Genomic DNA, 18,383 nt, shown 5'->3' with positions numbered 1-18,383 from the left:
CCTCCCGCACGTGGTCCCCACCCTGCCGCCGGTCCCGCGGCCCTCCGGCGAGGCGGCCGCGCAGGCGGCCGTCACGCCTCAGTCCCAGGCGTTGAAGAGCACTCCGCCCAGCGTGGTGACGCCGTACGAGCGGACCGCGCGCCACTCGGCCCGGGTCAGCACCGAGGTGTCGGCCTCGGAGAGGGGCGTGACGAGTCGAGCACGGTCAAGGACCGTGAAGCCCAGGTCGGAGAACGCGTGGGCCCACGGTGGTGGTGCCAGGAACTCATCGGCGTACCAGTTCCGGCGTTCCTCGGCGAAGGCGATCCACGGGTGGTGGGCGTGGCACAGGACGACGAACTCGCGTGCGTCGTCGATGACGGCCGCGATGTGGAACGTCAGGGGATACGTCTGCTCCTCCAGCTCGCCGACCTCGCCCCCGGCGGCGCGGGCGGCTGCGTACAGGGCGGTGCGGAAGGCCGGAAGGCCGGTCTCGGGAAGCGGCCCGTCCTTCGCGTGGCAGAAGCCCGTCGCGCCCCGCGGAATTCTGAAACCCGTGCTCTCGTCGTCGGCCATGCGGCCATCCTGCCCGTGGGCGGTGCCGGACGGTCAGCCGCGTGCGAGGCGCTGACGGCCTGCCCCGCTCCGATCGGCCGAGTCGAATCCCAGCGAGCCTCACGCGGTGACGATGTCCGGCCGGGCAGCCGGGTAACCGGACAGCCGGAGGGAGGGGGCGGGGCCGGGGCGGGAACGGGCGGCCGTTGAGCGGATCGGGTGGTCCCCGACGTGGCGTGGCGCACTTTTGCAAGCAGGTGCTTGCAATTGTTAGCGAGAGTGGGGCACTGTGGAGACATGGCATCGCTCAACGTCGGCAATCTCGGTGAGTACCTGCGCGAGCAGCGGCGAAACGCCCAGCTCTCGCTGCGGCAGCTCGCCGACGCCGCCGGGGTGTCCAATCCGTACCTGAGCCAGATCGAGCGCGGGCTGCGCAAGCCGAGCGCGGAGGTGCTGCAGCAGGTCGCCAAGGCGCTGCGGATCTCCGCCGAGACGTTGTACGTCCGGGCCGGCATCCTCGATGCCGAGCGCGACCGGGACGACGTCGAGACACGGGCCGTCGTCCTCGCCGATCCCACGCTGACCGGGCAGCAGAAGCAGGTGCTGCTGCAGATCTACGAGTCCTTCCGCAAGGAGAACGGGTTCGCGGGCGGCGACGGCGCGGTGGACGCCCAGCACGGTGAGGACGCCGCACCGGGCACCCGCACGGTCGGCGGCACCGACACAGACCCGCAGCAGACGGCCGGTTGACCGGTCCAGGGGACCGGCCGCCCGACTGCGGACCCGCACCAACCGACATCGACGAACGCGACGCACGCGAATACGGGAGGACCATCACCATGGCCATCAACGACGACCTGCGCAAGACCCTCAGCGACCCCACCCCGTTCTACTTCGCCGCCGGCACCGCCGACCTGGCCCTCAAGCAGGCGAAGAAGGTTCCGGGCCTGGTGGAGCAGCTGCGCACCGAGGCGCCCGCCCGCTTCGAGGCGGTCCGCAACACCGACCCCAAGGTCGTCCAGGAGCGGGCCGCCGCCCGCGCCAAGGAGGCCGGTGCAAAGGCCAAGGAGGCGCAGGAGACCTTCCAGACGAAGGTCACCGAGTTCATCTCCTCCCTCGACGGCGACCTCAAGAAGCTCGGCACCACGCTCGACGCCGACCTGAAGAAGCTCGGCGAGTCCGCCCAGGACATCGCGCTGCGCGGCGTCGGCGTCGCCGCCGAGTACGCCGTCAAGGCCCGGGAGACCTACGAGAAGGTCGCCGAGCACGGCGAGCAGGCCGTGAAGACCTGGCGCGGCGAGGCCGCCGAGGACATCGAGGAACTGGCCATCGTGGTCGAGGGCAGGAACGAGCCGGTGACCGAGCCGAAGCCCGCGCCGGTCGGGGTCAAGCCCGCGCCGGTCGCGGTCAAGGACGTGCCGAAGCCCGCCGCGGCCGCCATGGCCGACGTGGACGCCGCGGCGAGGAAGACCCCCGCCAAGAAGGCCCCGGCCGCCCGCAAGACCACCGCGAAGAAGACGACGCCCCCGGCCAAGTGAGACCGGCGGCGGACCCGCGGCGCGGACACGGAGACGGCGACGGGCCGGGCACTCGGGGAGTGCCCGGCCCGTTGTCCGGGTAGCGCGAGCGCGGTTGCGGGTACGGTGACCGCGTAAGGACGAGCGATGCCGTGCCGAGTCGGGTGGTGGACGTAGTGCTGATGCAAGGTTTCGCCGGGTTCATGTCTTTGCTGAGCCTGGCCCTGATCGTGTTCAGCGGCTTCGCCCTGTTCGACGCGGCGATCCGCCGCGAGGACGGCTACCGGGCCGCCGACAAGCAGACCAAGCCGTTCTGGATGATCATTCTCGGGATCGCCTTCGTGGTGAACCTGATCTTTCCCATCCTGTCGTTCCTGCCGATCATCGGCCTGATCGCGACCATCGTGTACATGGTCGACGTCCGGCCCGCCCTGCGCTCCCTGCCGGGCGGCGGCCGCAGCCGCCGCGGCGGCGGCTCCAGCAGCGACGGACCGTACGGGCCGTACAACGGCGGACGCTAGGGCCTCTCGTTCGGATCATGCCGGGCTCGCGGGGCCTGGCACCGCCCCTCGCCGCGTTGTCGTCGGTCGCCAGGGCTCCGCCATGGCGCCCTCCTCCGCCTTGCGATGCACGGCACCAGGCCCCGCTCCCTGATCCGGCCTGATCCAGACGAAAGACCCCAGGCACCGTCGTCAGCCCGCCGCACAGGCCGGCCGTGAGCGGCTGCCGTGAGTGCCGCCGGCCCTTACGGCGGGCTTCGCCACGGCAGCCGGTCCGGCAGGACTACGGCAGCCGGTCCAGCAGGACCACCGCCACGTCGTCCGTCAGCTCGCCGCCGTTCAGGTCGCGGACCTCGTTGACCGCGGACCGCAGCAGATCCTCGCCGCGCAGGCCCGCCGCGAGCTGGCGGCGGATCATCTCCACCATGCCGTCCTGGCCCAGCCGCTCCCGGCCGTCGCCGACGCGCCCCTCTATCAGCCCGTCCGTGTAGAGCATCAGGCTCCACTCCGCACCGAGCTCGACCTGCATGCGCGGCCAGCGGGCACCCGGCAGCAGCCCGAGCGCCGGGCCGTTGTTGTCGTACGGCAGCAGCCGGGCCGGCTGGTCGGGGCGGGCGATCAGCGGCGCCGGGTGCCCGGCCAGGCACAGGCCGGCGCGTCGGCCGTCGGGCGCGATGTCCACCGTGCACAGCGTCGCGAAGATCTCGTCGTCGTCGCGCTCGTGCTCCAGCACCTGCTGCAGCGTGTTCAGCAGCTCGTCGCCGCACAGGCCGGCCAGGGTCAGCGCCCGCCAGGCGATCCGCAGTTCCACGCCGAGCGCCGCCTCGTCCGGGCCGTGCCCGCAGACGTCGCCGATCATCGCGTGGACGGTGCCGTCCGGGGTGCGGACGGTGTCGTAGAAGTCGCCGCCCAGCAGCGCGCGTGAGCGGCCGGGGCGGTAGCGGGCGGCGAAGCGCAGCGGGGAGCCCTCCAGCAGGGGCGTGGGCAGCAGGCCGCGCTCCAGGCGGGCGTTCTCCTGCGCGCGCAGCTTGCCCTCGGCGAGCCGCCGCTCGGCGGAGTCCGACCGCTTGCGCTCCACGGCGTACCGGATGGCGCGGCTCAGCAGCCGCCCGTCCAGCTCGTCGCGGAACAGGTAGTCCTGGGCGCCGACGCGCACCGCCTCCGCGCCGCGCTCGGCGTCACCGGACGCGGTGAGCGCGAGGACGGCGTGCCGGGGCGCCAGCTCCAGGACGTGCCGGAGTACGGCCAGCTCGTCGTCGTCGGCGGCGCGGCCGGGTGCCGGCAGGGCGAGGTCCAGCAGGATGCAGTGGACGTCGTCGGTGAGCAGCCGTCCGGCCTCGGTGAGGTTGCGGGCGGTGCGCACCCGGATCGGCTTGCCGGCCGAGTCGAGCAGGTCGGGCACGATCGGGGCGGCCGTGGGGTCGTCCTCGATGAGCAGCAGTGTGAGGTTGGTGTGGCCGGGGCTCGCTCCGTGCGGGACGCCGTCGCCGGGTGCGGCGTTGTGTTCGACCTTCGCTTCCTTGCGATCGTCGGTCCGGTCGTCCGTGCGCGGGTCCACCTCCGGGGTGGGGCTCCCGCCTGCGGGCGCGGCCTGAGCCTGACCACACTCCGCGGCCGGGATCGCTCTCTGCCGCGGTACGGGTACGGGCATCGTTTCGGGTTCCTTCCCTCCCCCCGAGGGCCGGCGGGGACGAGGGACCTCGACCCACCGACGGGGACCATAGCGGCAGAAGGCGCCGCAGCGGAATGGTGTACGGCACGTCGCTTGATCTCTGGTCGCTGTCATATGCCGCGATCCGTACCGCAGTTGGGCAGGCCGGTGCGGGGGCGGGGATGACGAAGGTCACGTCCGTACGGGGTTTGGTGCCGGGGGGGACGTGCCGTGGGTCACGTGGCCACGGTCACGCGGGCGGGTGCGGGGGTCCGAGCGGCCGGCCGGTGTCGCCTCCGGGCCCCGTCCGGCGCCTCGTTCGGGTCGGCCGGGCGCCTTGCCGGACGCCTCGTCCGGTGCCCCGCCCAATGCCCCCGAGCCTTGCCGGACGCCTCGTCCGGTGCCCGGCCCGGGACGCCTCGTCCGGTGCCCGGCCCGACGCCCCCGCGCCTCACCCTCCGGCCGGTGTCCTACGCGTCGGGCCGCACCACCCCGAGGATCGGCATCGAACCCGCTCCCGCGAGGGTGACCGTCCGGCCGGGGCGCGGGGCGTGGACGATCGTGCCGCCGCCGACGTACATCCCGACATGGCTGGCGTCGTCGAAGTAGATGACGAGGTCGCCGGGGCGCATGTCCTGCACGGCGACCCGCTTCAGCTGCCGCCACTGCTCCTGCGAGGTGCGCGGAACGGCGACGCCGGCGCCGGCCCAGGCCCGGGAGGTCAGGCCGGAGCAGTCGAAGGAGTCCGGACCCTCCGCGCCCCACACGTACGGCTTGCCGATCTGCGCGGTGGCGTACCGGACGGCCTTCGTGCCCTGCGCGGTGCCCTTGCCGGTGGTGACGCCGTCGAGTATCCCGGTGTCCAGCCAGGCGGTCTGCGCCCTCTGCGCGGCCTGTTCCTGGAGGAGGGCGAGGCGCTCCTTCTCCTCCTTCTCCAGCTCCGACTCGAGCTTCTCGGCCGCCGCGATCTGCTTCTCTATCTTCTTCTGGGCGGCGGCCCTGGCCTTGCGGTTGGTCTCCAACTTCTGCCACTGGGCGGAGGCGTCCTTGGCGTACTGCTCCAGATCCCCCTGGGTGCGCGTCATTTCGCCGAGCAGGCCCTTGGTGGCGCGCTGACCCTGGATCACCCGGCCGGCACCGTCGAGGAACTCGCCCGGATCGTCGCTGAGCAGCAGCTGCGCCTCGTCGGGCAGACCGCCGCCGCGGTACTGGGAGCGGGCCGCGGCACCGGCGCGATTCTTCAGGTCGGCCAGCTTCTCGCGGCCCTCGACGATCTTCTTCGCCAGTTCGACCAGCTCCGCGGACTGCTTCTTCGCCTGTTCCTCGGCCGCGTTGTAGGCGTCGGTGGCGACGGCGGCGTCGTGGTAGAGGGTGTCGAGCTTCTCGCGGACCGCCTCGAGATCCTCGTTGGTCGCGGGCGGCGGGGTCAGGTCGGGGGCGGTCGTCGGTGCCGGGGTGGGGCTCGGACTCGCGAACGCCGTGCCCGGCACCGCCAGGACGGTGACCGCGCACACCACGGTCACGGCCGTCGCGAGCAGCCCGCGCTTGCCCGTACCCATAACGTCCCCCACAACTGATTTACCATCAGTAACTTACGGTCGCCCGGGGGATCGTGCCACGCCACGACGGAAAACGACAGAGGCAGTACTTCCCTCCGGTCCCGCTCCGGCATGACGATCTCCCCGCCTTTGTGACGAACGCCTCACGGGGATCGTTCCCGGGGCCGGGGCCGGGGCCGGGGCCGGGGCGGGGGCGGGGGTGGGGGTGGGCCGGAGGCGGAACGGCCGGGGCCGACGGGGCCGACGGGGACTGACGGGACGTCATCGGGAGGGGTCCCGTCCGGCGCCGGACCCCGCGAGCCCGGCCTGATCCGAACGACGGGCCCTAGCCGCGCGGCGCCAGCGCCTCCCACGCCACGGTCACCTCTCCCTGCCGCCACCGCACCGGCCCGTCGGTCACCGGCCAGTCGGCGGTCAGGGCCCGCGCCGTGCGGATCCACCGCTGGCGGGCGCCGTAGGAGGCGTAGGGAGCGGCCGCGGCCCAGGCGCGGTCGAAGTCGCGCAGGAAGGCGTGCACGGGTTCGCCGGGCACGTTGCGGTGGATCAGCGCCTTCGGGAGCCGTTCCGCGAGGTCCGAGGGCCGTTCCAGGGATCCCAGCCGGGTGGCGAAGGTGACCGTGCGCGGCCCCTCCGGCCCGAGCGCGACCCACACGTGCCGCCGCCCGATCTCGTCGCACGTCCCCTCGACGAGCAGCCCGCCCCGGCACCCGTTCACCGGGTCGGCGGGGGCGAGCCGGGAGCGCAGCCGCTCCCAGACCGCCGCGACCTCGTCCTCGTCGTACTGGCGCAGCACGTTCGCGGCGCGGATGAGGTGCGGCGGCCGGGCCACCGGGACCTCGAAGCCGCCGTGCCGGAAGACGAGGCCCTCGCGCGCGTACGGCTCGGCCGCGGTGACCCGGGCCGGGTCGATCTCGACGCCCACCACGCGCGTGTGCGGTGCGACGGACCGCAGCCGGGACAGCAGCTCGACGGCCGTCCAGGGCGCGGCGCCGTAGCCGAGGTCGACGGCCACGGGATCGTCGGCGCGACACAGTTCGCGGCCGTGGGCCGCGGCGATCCAGCGGTCCATGCGGCGCAGCCGGTTGGGGTTGGTGGTCCCGCGCGTGACCGTGCCCACGACGGGGGTCCCCCCGCTCGAGCGAAGCCGAGAGCGGGGGAGGGACGGCGGGCGGGGAGGCATGCCTACGAGGGTATGCCGTACCCGGCAGGCGAAGCCCCGCCGGCCGCCCGCACCCCGGACGTCTCCCGCACTCGAACGGTTGAGCGACAAACGGTAACGGTCAGGCAAAAACCACCCGGCAGCACATCCGTACGGAATGGGACTACCTCGCTCCGGCGTTGGAACCTCTTGGAGGGCGCCCCACACCCTCCGTCCGGCATGCCGCAGCAAGGAGGAAACGCCACGTGAGCCAGTACGTCAGCAGGCTCGGGCGTCGTTCTTCGGCGGCACCCTCACGACTGCGGCTGCACCGTCGTCCCCGGCGTGTCGCCATGCTCTCCGTGCACACCTCCCCCCTCCACCAGCCCGGCACCGGCGACGCCGGCGGCATGAACGTATACATCGTGGAGCTGGCGCAGCGCCTCGCCGCGATCAACATCGAGGTCGAGATCTTCACCCGCGCCACCACCGGCGGCCTCCCGCCCACCGTCGAGCTGGCGCCCGGAGTCCTCGTCCGGCACATCGACGCCGGCCCCTACGAGGGACTCGCCAAGGAGGAGCTGCCGGCACAGCTGTGCGCCTTCACGCACGGCGTGATGCAGGCCTGGGCCGGACACCGCCCCGGCCACTACGACCTCGTCCACTCGCACTACTGGCTCTCCGGCCACGTCGGCTGGCTCGCCGCCCAGCGCTGGGGCACGCCCCTGGTGCACGCCATGCACACCATGGCCAAGGTCAAGAACGCCAGCCTCGCCGACGGCGACACCCCCGAGCCCGCCGCCCGCGTCATCGGCGAGATGCAGATCGTCGCCGCCGCCGACCGTCTCATCGCCAACACGGCCGAGGAGGCCGGTGAACTCGCCCGGCACTACGGCGCCGACCCCGGCAAGATCGCCGTCGTCCATCCCGGCGTCAACCTCGACCGCTTCCGTCCGGCCGACGGCCGGGCCGCCGCCCGTGCCCGCCTGGGCCTCCCGCAGGACGCCCTGATCCCGCTCTTCGCCGGCCGCATCCAGCCCCTCAAGGCCCCCGACGTGCTGCTGCGCGCCGTCGCCGTCCTCCTCGACAAGCGTCCCGACCTGCGGTCGAAGACGGTCGTACCGGTCGTCGGCGGCCCCAGTGGCAGTGGCCTCGCCAAACCGGAGGGCCTGGAGAAGCTGGCCGCGCGGCTCGGCATCTCCGACGTCGTACGGTTCCGGCCGCCCGTCGGACAGGACCAGCTCGCCGACTGGTTCCGGGCCGCGTCCGTGCTCGTCGTGCCGTCCTACAGCGAGTCGTTCGGGCTGGTCGCCATAGAGGCGCAGGCCACCGGCACACCGGTGCTCGCGGCCTCGGTCGGCGGGCTGCCGGTGGCCGTCCGCGACGGGCAGACCGGCTTCCTGGTGCGGGGCCACGAACCGGCCCCCTACGCGCGCGTGCTCGCCGAACTCGCCGACCACCCCGAACTGACCGCCCGCATGGGCGCGGCAGCCGCCCGGCACGCCCAGTCCTTCGGCTGGGACACCGCGGCCGCCGCGACCGCCGACGTCTACACGGCCGCCGTACAGTCCCACCGCCGTCACGTACGCTCCCAGCATGGGTGACGCCAGCATGAGTGATGCCAGCAGGAGCGATGCCGAGAAGACGGCCGCGCGAGTCATCGAGGACGTCCTCGATGACGCCGAACTGGAGTGGGAGAGCCCCGATCCGGGCAATTACGTCGTCCAGCTCCCCGGCACCCGCAAACTGAGGACGACCGTCTCCCTCATCGTCGGCCGCCACTCCCTGTCGCTGAACGCCTTCGTCATCCGCCACCCCGACGAGAACGAGGCGGGCGTCCACCGCTGGCTCCTGGAGCGCAACCTCAAGCTGTACGGCGTGAGTTACGCCGTCGACCCCCTCGGCGACGTCTACGTCACCGCCCGCCTGCCCCTCGCCACGGTCACCCCCGAGGACATCGACCGGCTCCTCGGCCAGGTCCTGGAGGCCGCCGACGGCGCCTTCAACACCCTGCTGGAGCTGGGTTTCGCCTCCGCGATCCGCAAGGAGTACGCCTGGCGCGTCTCCCGCGGCGAGTCCACCGGCAACCTGGACGCGTTCCGCAACCTGACGCAACGACCCTCCGCGTAGCCCCCTCCTGACCTGCTGTCGGCCTGCCGCGTCCTGACATCCCCCGGAGAAGAACGAGGTCGCGCATGCGCGCAGGCAGATCCACCACCGTGGCCGTGGTCGCGGGAGCGCTCGCCCTGACGGCGTTCGCCGCACCGGCCGCGGAGGCGGCGGACACCGGCATCACGGTGTCCGGCGTGGTCGTCAACGGCGGCAGGCCCATCGTCGTGGGCACCACCAAGGTGGTCTACCCAGTCTGCGCTTCCGGGTGACCTGGCCCGCGGGCCACTCGCTCGACGACGTGGACGCGAGCCTGTTCCTGTACCACGGCACGACGGCCGCCCAGGGCGCCGACCACGGCGGCATCTCCTACAACAGCATCACCTGCTACGAGGACGGCTCGCGTGCCGCGGACTGCGAGGGCGAGTTCTACGTCGACCCCCGCTACCGGCTGGACTCCAACGGCGACGCCACCACCTGGAAAGTCGCCTCCCACGCGATGATCTGGGCCTCGGAGGACCGCGTGCAGAGCGAGGAGTACCTGACCGGTCTCGGCACCGCCCAGGTCAAGCGCGCCGCGAAGGCCACCGCCAACGCCTCCCCGGAACCGGTCGACAAGGGCGAGAAGCTCACCGTCACCGGCCGTCTCACGCGCGCGGACTGGGTCAGGCACGCCTACGTCGGTTACGGCGGCAAGGCGGCGAAGCTCCAGTTCCGCAAGGCGGGCACCAGCACCTGCTCGACCGTCAGGATCGTCGACGCCGACTCGGCGGGCTACCTGCGCACCACGGTCACCGCGAACGCCGACGGCTACCGGCGCTGGACCTTCGGCGAGACGGCCACGACCGGCGGCGCCTCGGCGGCCGGCGACTACGTCGACGTCAGGTGGCCGCCGCCGGGGCCGGGGGTGGCCGCGGAGCCGTACCGTCCCGGTGTCACCCCCACCAACCTGCGGAAGTGCCGGGTGAGATGAGCCTGGTCGTAGAAGCCCGCGGCCACCGCGACCTCACCCGGCGGCAGCCCGTCGAGCAGCAGCCGACGGGCCCGGTCCACCCGGCGGGCGGTCAGGTACTGGTGCGGCGCGATGCCGTACGCCCCGCTGAACGCCCGCACCAGATGCGCCGGATGCGCCTGGAGCAGCCCGGCCGCCGCGTCGAGCGTCAGCCCCTCCGCCACGCGCGCGTCGAGCAGTTCCCGCAGCCGGCGCGCCAGCACGGGGTCGCGCAACGGCGGCCGTACCGCCCGACCGGGCCGCAGCAGGCCGCGCAGCCGCTCGCCGACGAACGCCAGCCGGCTGTCGGCCTCCAGCTCGTCGCCGGGCCGGGACAGCGCGCCGTGCAACTGGCCCACCCGCCGCCGCAGCACCGGGTCCCGCAGATCGGGCCCGTCCACGGCCGGCCCGATCAGCTCCTCGCCGAGCACGCTCGCGTCCAGGTACAGCACCCGCTTGCGGAAGCCGTCCGGGGTCGCGGCGGAACCGTTGTGCGGCACGTGCGGCGGCAGCAGCGACACGGTGTCGTGCGGGGTGCCGTGCTCGTGCCGGTCGAGGTCGTACCGTACGGCCCCGTCGTCGACGATGAGCAGCGTCCACGCCTCGTGCACGTGCATCGGATAGGCGTAGCCGGTGAAGTGCGCGTGGAAGACCTCCACGACACCCGGGACCTGCGGGCGCCAGGCGGAGACGTCGGCGGTCGGCTGCCGGGCCGGGCGGGGAACGGCCATGCAAAGAACGTACAAGACGCCCCCGTACGCCGGACGGCAGTCTCACGGCATGAGCACTGAACCCCTCCGCTTCGACACGAAGATCGCCGTCCTGCTGCGCGAGGACCTGGAGACCTGGCAGCGCCTGAACGTCACCGCCTTCCTGGTCAGCGGCCTGGGCACGGAAGTCCCCGAGGTCGTCGGGGAGCCGTACGAGGACGCGGACGGCGTCCCCTACCTGCCCATGTTCCGCCAGCCCGTGCTGGTCTTCGAGGGCACCGAGGAGACCCTGACGGCGGCCCACGCGCGCGTGCTCTCGCGGTCCCTCCCGCGCGCGGTGTTCACCGGCGACCTCTTCGCCACCGGCAACGACCGCGACAACCGCGCGGCGGTACGGGCCGTGCCGACGGGCGCGCTGGATCTGGTGGGCCTGGCGGTGTACGGGCCGCGGAACGCGGTGGACAAGGTGCTGAAGGGAGCGCGGATGCATCCGTGAGGGGGCGGGACGTGTCCGGGCTCGGGGCCGGGCAGGTCCGGAGAGGGGGCCGCTCAGGCGGTGGTGGCTTCCGCCGGAGCCGGGGCGGGGCACTCACCCGCGGTCCCGGGCCGCTCCGCGGGCCCCTCCGCGCGCTCCTTCGCGGGCCCCTCCGTGGGCAGGCGCCGCATCAGCACCGCGTACCCGGCACCCGCCACCGTCCCGACGACCGCGCACAGTCCCCACAGCCACTCCGCGCCGTACCGGTCGATGACGACACCGGACATCAGCGGGGCGACGAGCGAGGCCACCGCCCACGACATGGTGTACATGCCCTGGTAGCGACCGCGTCCGTGGACGGGGGAGAGACGGACCACGAGCCCGGTCTGGGTCGGCGCGTTGACGATCTCGGCAAGCGTCCACACGCAGACGGTGAGCGCGAACACGCCGACCGATCCCGCGAAGGCGGTGAGGCCGAAGCCGTACCCCGCGAGCACGGACGAGACCACCAGCAGCCGGCCCGGATCGCGGTACTGGATGAAGCGGGTGACGGGGATCTGGAGGACGACGATCAGGACGCCGTTGACGGCGATCGCCATGCCGTAGTCGGCCGGGGTGAAGCCGGCCGCGCCCATGGCCACCGGCAGACCGATCGCGCCCTGCTGGAAGATGAACGCGACCAGGAACGACAGCCCGACCACCCCCATGAACCGCCGGTCGCGCAGCACGGTCCCCAGCCCGACGGCCTCCTCCGGCGCACCCCCGCCGCCCTTGCCGCCCGTGCCCCGCTGCTCCGGCCGTGACTCGGGCAGCTTGAGGAAGACGACGATCGCGCAGGCCAGGGTCATGCCGGCCTCGATCAGGAAGCCGGCGAGATAACTGAACTCGGCGATGAACCCGGCGCCCATGGACGAGATCGCGAAGCCGAGGTTGATGGCCCAGTAGTTCAACGAGAAGGCCCGGACCCGGTCCTCGGGCCGCACGATGTCGGCCATCATCGCCTGCACGGCGGGCCGGGAGGCGTTGGAGGCCATGCCGACGAGGAAGGCGACGCCGGCGATGGCGAGCGGGTGGTGCACGAAGCCGAGAGCCGCCACGGACAGTCCGGTGGCGGTCTGCGCGACGAGCATCGTGGGCCGCCGCCCCAGCCGGTCGGCCATGACGCCGCCGCCGAGGGAGGAGACGACCCCGCCCAGCCCGTGCAGCGCGGCGACGAGACCGGCGTACGAGGCGGAGTAGCCGCGGTCGAGCGTGAGGTACAGCGCCATGAAGGTGGCGACGAAGGCGCCGAGCCGGTTCACCAGGGTGCTGGTCCACAGCCACCAGAACTCGCGGGGCAACCCGGAGACCGTCTCCCGGGCGGCACGCCGGAAGGATCTGACGGAGACGACGGACGGCATGACGGATCCCCCGGGTGTAAGCGGCGCAGGCGGTGCCTAGAACTTACGAGGGGGCCGGTTCCGGCGACCACTCAATTAACGGATTCCGTCAACTGTCCGCTCCTCGGGCGCCGGGCACCGGCCCCCAAAACCTTGGATTACGCTCATAGCCATGGCCGACGCACCGTACAAGCTGATCCTCCTCCGCCACGGCGAGAGCGAGTGGAACGCGAAGAACCTGTTCACCGGCTGGGTGGACGTCAACCTCAACGAGAAGGGCGAGAAGGAGGCGGTCCGCGGCGGTGAGCTGCTCAAGGACGCCGGCCTGCTCCCCGACGTGGTCCACACGTCCCTCCAGAAGCGCGCGATCCGCACCGCGCAGCTGGCCCTCGAGGCCGCCGACCGCCACTGGATCCCGGTCCACCGCTCCTGGCGCCTGAACGAGCGCCACTACGGCGCCCTCCAGGGCAAGGACAAGGCCCAGACGCTCGCCGAGTTCGGCGAGGAGCAGTTCATGCTCTGGCGCCGCTCCTACGACACCCCGCCCCCGCCGCTGGACCGCGACGCCGAGTACTCCCAGTTCGACGACGCCCGCTACGCGACCCTGCCGCCGGAGCTGCGCCCCCGCACGGAGTGCCTGAAGGACGTCGTCGTCCGCATGCTCCCGTACTGGTTCGACGCCATCGTCCCCGACCTCCTCACCGGCCGCACGGTCCTGGTCGCCGCCCACGGCAACAGCCTGCGCGCCCTGGTCAAGCACCTGGACGGCATCTCCGACGCCGACATCGCGGGCCTGAACATCCCCACGGGCATCCCCCTGTCCTACGAACTGGACGCCGACTTCAAGCCGCTCACCCCGGGCGGCACCTACCTCGACCCCGAGGCGGCCGCAGCGGCCATCGAGGCGGTCAAGAACCAGGGCAAGAAGAAGTAAGCGGTACTGAAGAAGCCCCCTACCTGCGGTTTTTTCGCTGGTAGGGGGCTTGTCGCTGTGCTGGGGCCGTCCCTGGGCCGTCAGGCGTTGTCCTGGCTTCTCCACACGGCACAGCCCGCTCGGAAGGTCAGCACACAAGGGGAGACGGACAGGGATGGCCGCCGCGAAAGACGCAGCACTCCTGGGACACACTGAGATGTGCCAGTACGTCACAGCCGTCGTCGACGCCCTTCGAAAGGTTGGGGCCCCGCCGAGCGAACGATGGGACGAGGCGCGAGCCAGTGCCCTTTACTGGACGGAAGGCGAACCCGTCCTCGCTGGAGGACCGTGGACGCGCGGAACGGTCGTGTTCTGGCGGATGACGGACGGCTGGCACTGCGCTCCCTTGGACGCACACGGAGATCCCGAACGGAAGCACGCACATCCCCTTCCGATTGCCCCCCTGGCCCCGCCCGGCGCCCTTACCGAGTTCCTGCTGCGGCTGTTCCAGTCGGGTGTGACGCCCCATCCCGGTTCTGACGTGAATACCGAGGAAGGCCGCCAATGACGCTCAGACAGCTTTCGGGTTCGGCTGCATGCCACTGAAGACGGCAGCGACTGCCTTACGAGTGCGCTCCTGGCTGGACGGCATGAGGTGCGCGTATACGCGGAGATCGTCCGGGCGTACGACCCCCGGATGCCGTTCTCCTGCAGCCGCCCCACCCAGTCGCGGATGTGCGCGGGCTGGAAGGAGCCGAGGGGGCGCGGCCCCAGGTACGGGAACGCATGCAGCCGAAGCTGTGACTCCATCGAAGCTTGGGTGTTCGGATCGGGCGCGTGAGTCACCCACTTCTCCGCGTACTGCTGGAACGTGATCCGAGCCGCACGCGGGTCGATGTACTGCCCGCGCGCCATGTCCGCCTCGGTCTGTGCCAGCCACTGATCAGCAAGACGCTTCTGCCGGTCGGGGAAGCTCTTGGGCTTCTCCGTGCCGTCCGGGCGGACGTAACGGGCCCGGTAGCGCAGGCCGGAGCCATGGCGCTCAGTCTTGACCTTGTGTGTCTTCCCGTCCGGCCCGGCCTCGGTTCTGTACCAGCGGTCCTGGATGTGCCCGGCCATCAGGCAGCGACCCCCTCACGCCGGGAGTCCACCCAGGCCCGCACGTCGGCCGGGTCGAAGCGCAGGTGCCGGCCGACGCGGAAGCCACGGGGGCCGGTGCGCTTGCGCCGCCACTGGTAGACCGTCTCGACGCCGGGCAGGTCGAAGATCTCCACCAGGTCTTCGGGGGTCAGGTACCGCGCGGGCAGCGGGCGCGGTTCGGTGGCCGCGTCGGCCAGGGCGAGGCGGCGGTCAGCCAGGGGTGGGTTCTCCTTCGGTTCCGGGGGCGGGTTCGAGTGATGCGGCCAGCCAGGCTTCGGCGTCGGAGAGGCCGGTGCCGGCGAACACCCAGTGGGCGAGGACGTACGTCGTCTCTGTCTCGGGACCGTTCGCTGCGGCTTGTGCTCGCCGCCAGTCGGCGCGGGCGGTGCGGAGGGCGCCGAGGGTGGTGGAGTAGCGGCGGGACTTGGTGGAGAAGTGGCCGCGGAAGCCGAGCATGTGGGCCCAGGCGCATCCTCCACACGGCCAGCGGCCAGGCCTTCGGCAGTTTCCACCTGGCCGTGGCCGTCTCGGCGCAGGTGGTCGCCGTGTCGGTGACGGACGACGGAGGCACCGGCACGGCCCCGAAGGCCGAGCACGACCAGGAGCAGGACGCCGAACACGGCCGGGGCCTGGGCATGGTCAGCGCGATCGCCCACCGGGTCGTCGTCCACGACAGCGACCACGGCCACACCGTCACCGCGGAACTGTTCACCGACACCCGGTCAGGAGGTCACCCGTGCTGACGAAGGAACTCCGACGCGGCTACTGGTGCGAGTGCTGGACGGAAGACCTCGGCGAAGGGGAAGCGCCGGCGCTACGGGCATCCTTCGATGCCTACTCGGCACCCCAGGCGGACCGTTGGGTGGCGGTCACCCTCCGCACGATCTCACCGGCCCTCGACGCGGACGCCTCGAACGAGGCATGGCACTGGCTGCACGACGGCCGCATCGAGACCCGACGAGCCCTGCTGAACTCCGAGCCCTGCACGGTCTCGGTGACCCACGCCGGCACCCGCATCACGTGGACGATCCGCCCAGTGTTCTACCTGCCACTCGCACACCGCGACCAGGCTGAACTACCTGCCTGTGCACATGACTTCAAGCCCCACCGAACAGAGTGAGTTGCAACTTTCTCTACTGGTTCAAGGCGGCTCGCTCCGCTCCCCGCGCGCGGCCCGGCCCCCGGCCGGGCCTGCGCTCCTGTCTCCGCCCCGCTCCAGCCCGGCCGGCGACCATGCCGTGCACTAAGCAATCAGCCGCCTGATGCCAGAGAAGGGGTACGTCGTGGCTGGGGCGGTCGGCTCCGGGGCAGGAGAGGAGCCCGATAGCCCTCCCGTAATTGCCGAGGGCGCTGTGCCATAGCCCTGCCAGAGGCAGGGGGCAGCAGCGGTCAACGAGGGTTGTCAGCGGGAGCGTCCACGCACGCTAGCCCGGCCAGTGAAGCGGCAGTTCACCAAGCCGAAGCCCCAGCCCTTCTCCTAACCTCGATCTTGCATGAAGGTCCGTCAGCTTGCTGACGGACCTTTTCTGCTCGTTCAGAGCGGGGCTTTCTGGTTGTGGGCAGCCTGAGGGCCCGAGTGTCGCGCCGGGTGGGCACCGGGTTCCACGGCTCCGGGGTGTGCTGCTCGTAGGGACGCGACGCTGCTGGTCAGCCGTGGTTCGGGAGGGCATCGAGCCCGGCGATCGCGCTGGTGATCACGTTGGTCCACGGCCGGTTTCCGTCGCGCGGAGTGGGTGCGGCCGGTCGGCGGATCACGGTCCGGGTGGCGGTGTGTCTCCGCGGCCATGTCATCACAGGTGTGGCTTGATCGTCGGGCGGCTCCGGGTGAGGGGTCGGGCAGATCAGCCGGTGCCCCTGGTGCACTCCGTGTGGGTGGCAGGGACCGTTCGACGAGGAGTGGTGATGGTGGGACTGGTTCCGCTACGTGCGGTGATCGAACGACGGGGTGCGAGGGTTGGGCGGTCACGGGGTCTGGCGCGGCGTGTGGGTCTGCTGCTCACCACCGCCGTGCTGCCGGCAGCGGTGCTGGTGCTGCCCACGGCGACGCCCGCTGCGGCGGCGCCCATCACGGCCACCTTCAGCGCGGGCGCCGACCAGCCCTTCACCGTCCCGGCCGGTGTCACCCAGCTGTCCGTCACCGCCACCGGCGCCGCAGGCAACAACGGGTCCGACGGCGGCGGCGCCGGCGGGGCAGGCGCCACCGTCAGTGGCACCGTCACCGTGACACCCGGCAGCACTCTCTACGTCAACGTCGGCACCGGTGGCGGCAGCAGCGCCGCCACCTTCCCGGGCGGTGCCGGCGGCGGTTCCAGCGACGTCCGCACGTGCAGCTCGGCCAACGCCGGCTGTGTACTGACCGGCGTCCCCAGCACCGACCCCCGCCTCATCGTCGCCGCCGGCGGCGGCGGCGGAGGTAGTGGATACAGTGGATTCGGCGTCCCCGAGGCCACCGGCGGAGACGCCGGAGACGCCGGAGAGCCCGGCGGTGACCGGCCGGAGGGCGGCACTGGCGGTGGTGGCGGAACCCAGACAGCCGGCGGCACTGGCGGCGCCGCCTGCCCGACCGGCGGCGGTACATCCGGCACCGCAGGTCAAGGCGGTGCCGGTGGCCTGGGCGGCGGCGAATTCGGTGGTGGAGGAGGCGGAGCCGGCTGGTTCGGCGGCGGCGGAGGAGGGGGCTGCTCCACCATCAGCTCGGTCGGCACCTTCGGGCCCGGGGGCGGCGGTGGTGGGTCGAACTTTGTCCCGTCGGGCGGTACTTCCGGACCGGCCTCAGGATCGGCGCAGGTGACCATCACCTATGAGGTGACCTCCGCGAACTGCGCGACCGCCACGGCCACCATCACGGGCACGAACGGCAACGACACCATCACCGGCACACCGGGCAACGACGTGATCTTCGCGCTCGGCGGTAACGACGTCGTCGACGGCGCCGGCGGCAACGACCTCATCTGCGGCGGCGCGGGCAACGACAAGCTCAGTGGCAACGCCGGCAACGACCGCATCGAAGGCGGCACCGGCAACGACATCATCAACGGTGACAACAACGACGACACCCTCATCGGCGACGACGGCAACGACCAGATCAACGGCGGCGCCGGCAATGACGCCCTCCAGGGCAACAACGGCAACGACACCCTGAACGGCGGCGCCGGTACCAACACCAACGACGGCGGACCCGGCCGCAACACCTGCACCAACCCGGCCACCGGCCCCGGCTGCTGACCCTCCGCCACGGTGGTCTGACGGACAGCACACCCAAGAACGGCCCCGACCGGCTCAGATGGTCAGGGGCCGTACGCTTCTTCACGAGCAGCCTTCAGCCCGCCCGCACCAATGTTTCCAGGGAGCGAAGAGCGGCACTGGTGCGTGTCTAACTGCGTGACAACGCAGACGCACAACGGCGGACGTGCACGGACACCTGTGGACCGTCAGCGCAGGTGAGGAGCACACCGGCCCAGGGAGAGCCTCGCTCCAGTTGCTTCGGGACGAAGAGGCCGTCATCCAAGGTCTCACCGCCACGCTTCCGCCGACGCGGCTTGCTGTGGTCGACGGCATGGCAGCGTGGCTGAGGCCGGTGGGGGTGCGGCGAGGCACACGCGTGCGTGGTCGGTCGGCACGCCCGCCGTCGTGGCCGACTGTCGTCGGCTGAGGTTCAGACAGGTCATAGCGAAGTGCCGGTCGTCAGCCGAGTGCGCCGGAGCTGGGCCGTCCCTGGGCCGTCCGAGGTCGCTCGACAGTGGCCAATGACGACCGACGACGACTAC

Annotated in this window: 19 protein-coding genes and 2 pseudogenes; 12 read left to right on the top strand and 9 right to left on the bottom strand. The window is 72.0% G+C overall.

Features of this window, described 5'->3' with window-relative positions; translation table 11 throughout:
* Positions 1–78: 78 nt before the first annotated feature.
* Positions 79–555: a hypothetical protein gene (locus tag ACH4N1_RS12250; RefSeq protein WP_398096564.1), complete on the bottom strand. Its 477-nt coding sequence runs from the start codon at positions 553–555 to the stop codon at positions 79–81.
* Between the two features lie 276 nt (positions 556–831).
* Here ACH4N1_RS12250 and ACH4N1_RS12245 point away from each other — a divergent pair, with 276 nt between their 5' ends.
* From ACH4N1_RS12245 to ACH4N1_RS12235, 3 genes are all read left to right on the top strand, one after another.
* The gene (locus ACH4N1_RS12245) at positions 832–1,284 is read left to right on the top strand and encodes a helix-turn-helix transcriptional regulator (RefSeq protein ID WP_366061073.1); all 453 of its coding nucleotides are present in this window, start codon (positions 832–834) and stop codon (positions 1,282–1,284) included.
* Between the two features lie 89 nt (positions 1,285–1,373).
* Positions 1,374–2,072, top strand: coding sequence for a hypothetical protein (locus ACH4N1_RS12240; RefSeq protein WP_398096562.1), 699 nt, complete (start codon positions 1,374–1,376; stop codon positions 2,070–2,072).
* 161 nt (positions 2,073–2,233) lie between these two features.
* Positions 2,234–2,572: a DUF2516 family protein gene (locus tag ACH4N1_RS12235; RefSeq protein WP_398096701.1), complete on the top strand. Its 339-nt coding sequence runs from the start codon at positions 2,234–2,236 to the stop codon at positions 2,570–2,572.
* 262 nt (positions 2,573–2,834) lie between these two features.
* Here the strand turns inward: ACH4N1_RS12235 and ACH4N1_RS12230 are convergent, their stop codons facing one another.
* From ACH4N1_RS12230 to ACH4N1_RS12220, 3 genes are all read right to left on the bottom strand, one after another.
* Entirely contained in the window at positions 2,835–4,202 is a 1,368-nt protein-coding gene (locus ACH4N1_RS12230; protein ID WP_398096560.1) for a PP2C family protein-serine/threonine phosphatase, read from the bottom strand.
* 470 nt (positions 4,203–4,672) lie between these two features.
* Positions 4,673–5,761: an NlpC/P60 family protein gene (locus ACH4N1_RS12225; RefSeq protein WP_398096559.1), complete on the bottom strand. Its 1,089-nt coding sequence runs from the start codon at positions 5,759–5,761 to the stop codon at positions 4,673–4,675.
* Between the two features lie 325 nt (positions 5,762–6,086).
* Positions 6,087–6,878: a class I SAM-dependent methyltransferase gene (locus ACH4N1_RS12220; RefSeq protein ID WP_398096558.1), complete on the bottom strand. Its 792-nt coding sequence runs from the start codon at positions 6,876–6,878 to the stop codon at positions 6,087–6,089.
* A 287-nt stretch (positions 6,879–7,165) separates the two neighbouring features.
* Between ACH4N1_RS12220 and mshA the strand changes: the two genes are divergently transcribed.
* The 4 genes from mshA to ACH4N1_RS12200 all read left to right on the top strand — a co-directional run bounded on the left by mshA (position 7,166) and on the right by ACH4N1_RS12200 (position 9,981).
* Complete coding sequence (mshA, locus tag ACH4N1_RS12215) at positions 7,166–8,503, top strand: D-inositol-3-phosphate glycosyltransferase (RefSeq protein WP_398096556.1); 1,338 nt, start codon at positions 7,166–7,168, stop codon at positions 8,501–8,503.
* On the top strand, positions 8,496–9,029 hold the full coding sequence (locus tag ACH4N1_RS12210; protein WP_398096555.1) for a YbjN domain-containing protein: 534 nt from the start codon (positions 8,496–8,498) through the stop codon (positions 9,027–9,029). Before mshA ends, ACH4N1_RS12210 begins: the two co-directional genes overlap by 8 nt.
* A 65-nt stretch (positions 9,030–9,094) precedes the next feature.
* Positions 9,095–9,280: a hypothetical protein gene (locus ACH4N1_RS12205; protein WP_398096553.1), complete on the top strand. Its 186-nt coding sequence runs from the start codon at positions 9,095–9,097 to the stop codon at positions 9,278–9,280.
* The gene (locus ACH4N1_RS12200; protein ID WP_398096551.1) at positions 9,277–9,981 is read left to right on the top strand and encodes a hypothetical protein; all 705 of its coding nucleotides are present in this window, start codon (positions 9,277–9,279) and stop codon (positions 9,979–9,981) included. Before ACH4N1_RS12205 ends, ACH4N1_RS12200 begins: the two co-directional genes overlap by 4 nt.
* Here ACH4N1_RS12200 and ACH4N1_RS12195 read toward each other — a convergent pair.
* Positions 9,879–10,730, bottom strand: a complete 852-nt coding sequence (locus ACH4N1_RS12195; protein ID WP_398096549.1) for an AraC family transcriptional regulator — start codon at positions 10,728–10,730, stop codon at positions 9,879–9,881. The two genes, ACH4N1_RS12200 and ACH4N1_RS12195, sit on opposite strands and share 103 nt — an antisense overlap.
* Between ACH4N1_RS12195 and ACH4N1_RS12190 the strand changes: the two genes are divergently transcribed.
* Positions 10,729–11,205: a DUF2000 family protein gene (locus ACH4N1_RS12190; RefSeq protein ID WP_398096548.1), complete on the top strand. Its 477-nt coding sequence runs from the start codon at positions 10,729–10,731 to the stop codon at positions 11,203–11,205. The two genes, ACH4N1_RS12195 and ACH4N1_RS12190, sit on opposite strands and share 2 nt — an antisense overlap.
* Before the next feature lie 53 nt (positions 11,206–11,258).
* On the opposite strand, the gene ACH4N1_RS12185 is transcribed toward ACH4N1_RS12190, so the two are convergent.
* Positions 11,259–12,584 carry an MDR family MFS transporter gene (locus ACH4N1_RS12185; RefSeq protein ID WP_398096546.1) on the bottom strand — a complete coding sequence of 442 codons (1,326 nt, stop codon included), beginning with the start codon at positions 12,582–12,584 and terminating at the stop codon, positions 11,259–11,261.
* 151 nt (positions 12,585–12,735) lie between these two features.
* Here ACH4N1_RS12185 and ACH4N1_RS12180 point away from each other — a divergent pair, with 151 nt between their 5' ends.
* The gene (locus ACH4N1_RS12180) at positions 12,736–13,497 is read left to right on the top strand and encodes a phosphoglyceromutase (protein WP_363086845.1); all 762 of its coding nucleotides are present in this window, start codon (positions 12,736–12,738) and stop codon (positions 13,495–13,497) included.
* A gap of 288 nt (positions 13,498–13,785) precedes the next feature.
* On the opposite strand, the gene ACH4N1_RS12175 is transcribed toward ACH4N1_RS12180, so the two are convergent.
* From ACH4N1_RS12175 to ACH4N1_RS12165, 3 genes and pseudogenes are all read right to left on the bottom strand, one after another.
* Positions 13,786–14,391: a hypothetical protein gene (locus ACH4N1_RS12175; protein ID WP_398096700.1), complete on the bottom strand. Its 606-nt coding sequence runs from the start codon at positions 14,389–14,391 to the stop codon at positions 13,786–13,788.
* 203 nt (positions 14,392–14,594) lie between these two features.
* Positions 14,595–14,834, bottom strand: a complete 240-nt coding sequence (locus ACH4N1_RS12170; RefSeq protein ID WP_398096699.1) for a helix-turn-helix domain-containing protein — start codon at positions 14,832–14,834, stop codon at positions 14,595–14,597.
* Positions 14,827–15,084, bottom strand: a pseudogene (locus tag ACH4N1_RS12165) (replication initiator); the annotation flags it as partial. The gene ACH4N1_RS12170 and the pseudogene ACH4N1_RS12165, both read right to left, overlap by 8 nt.
* Positions 15,085–15,086: 2 nt before the next feature.
* On the opposite strand from ACH4N1_RS12165, the pseudogene ACH4N1_RS12160 reads away from it, so the two are divergent.
* From ACH4N1_RS12160 to ACH4N1_RS12150, 3 genes and pseudogenes are all read left to right on the top strand, one after another.
* Positions 15,087–15,359, top strand: a pseudogene (locus tag ACH4N1_RS12160) (ATP-binding protein); the annotation flags it as partial.
* On the top strand, positions 15,353–15,736 hold the full coding sequence (locus ACH4N1_RS12155) for a hypothetical protein (protein ID WP_398096545.1): 384 nt from the start codon (positions 15,353–15,355) through the stop codon (positions 15,734–15,736). The pseudogene ACH4N1_RS12160 and the gene ACH4N1_RS12155, both read left to right, overlap by 7 nt.
* An 863-nt stretch (positions 15,737–16,599) precedes the next feature.
* Positions 16,600–17,841 carry a calcium-binding protein gene (locus ACH4N1_RS12150; RefSeq protein ID WP_398096543.1) on the top strand — a complete coding sequence of 414 codons (1,242 nt, stop codon included), beginning with the start codon at positions 16,600–16,602 and terminating at the stop codon, positions 17,839–17,841.
* Positions 17,842–18,383 lie beyond the last annotated feature (542 nt).

Source organism: Streptomyces sp. NPDC017202 (assembly GCF_044331705.1).
Lineage (GTDB): Bacteria > Actinomycetota > Actinomycetes > Streptomycetales > Streptomycetaceae > Streptomyces.
The sequence above is the reverse complement of the archived record's forward strand: the minus strand, read 5'-3'. Positions and strand labels throughout refer to the sequence as shown.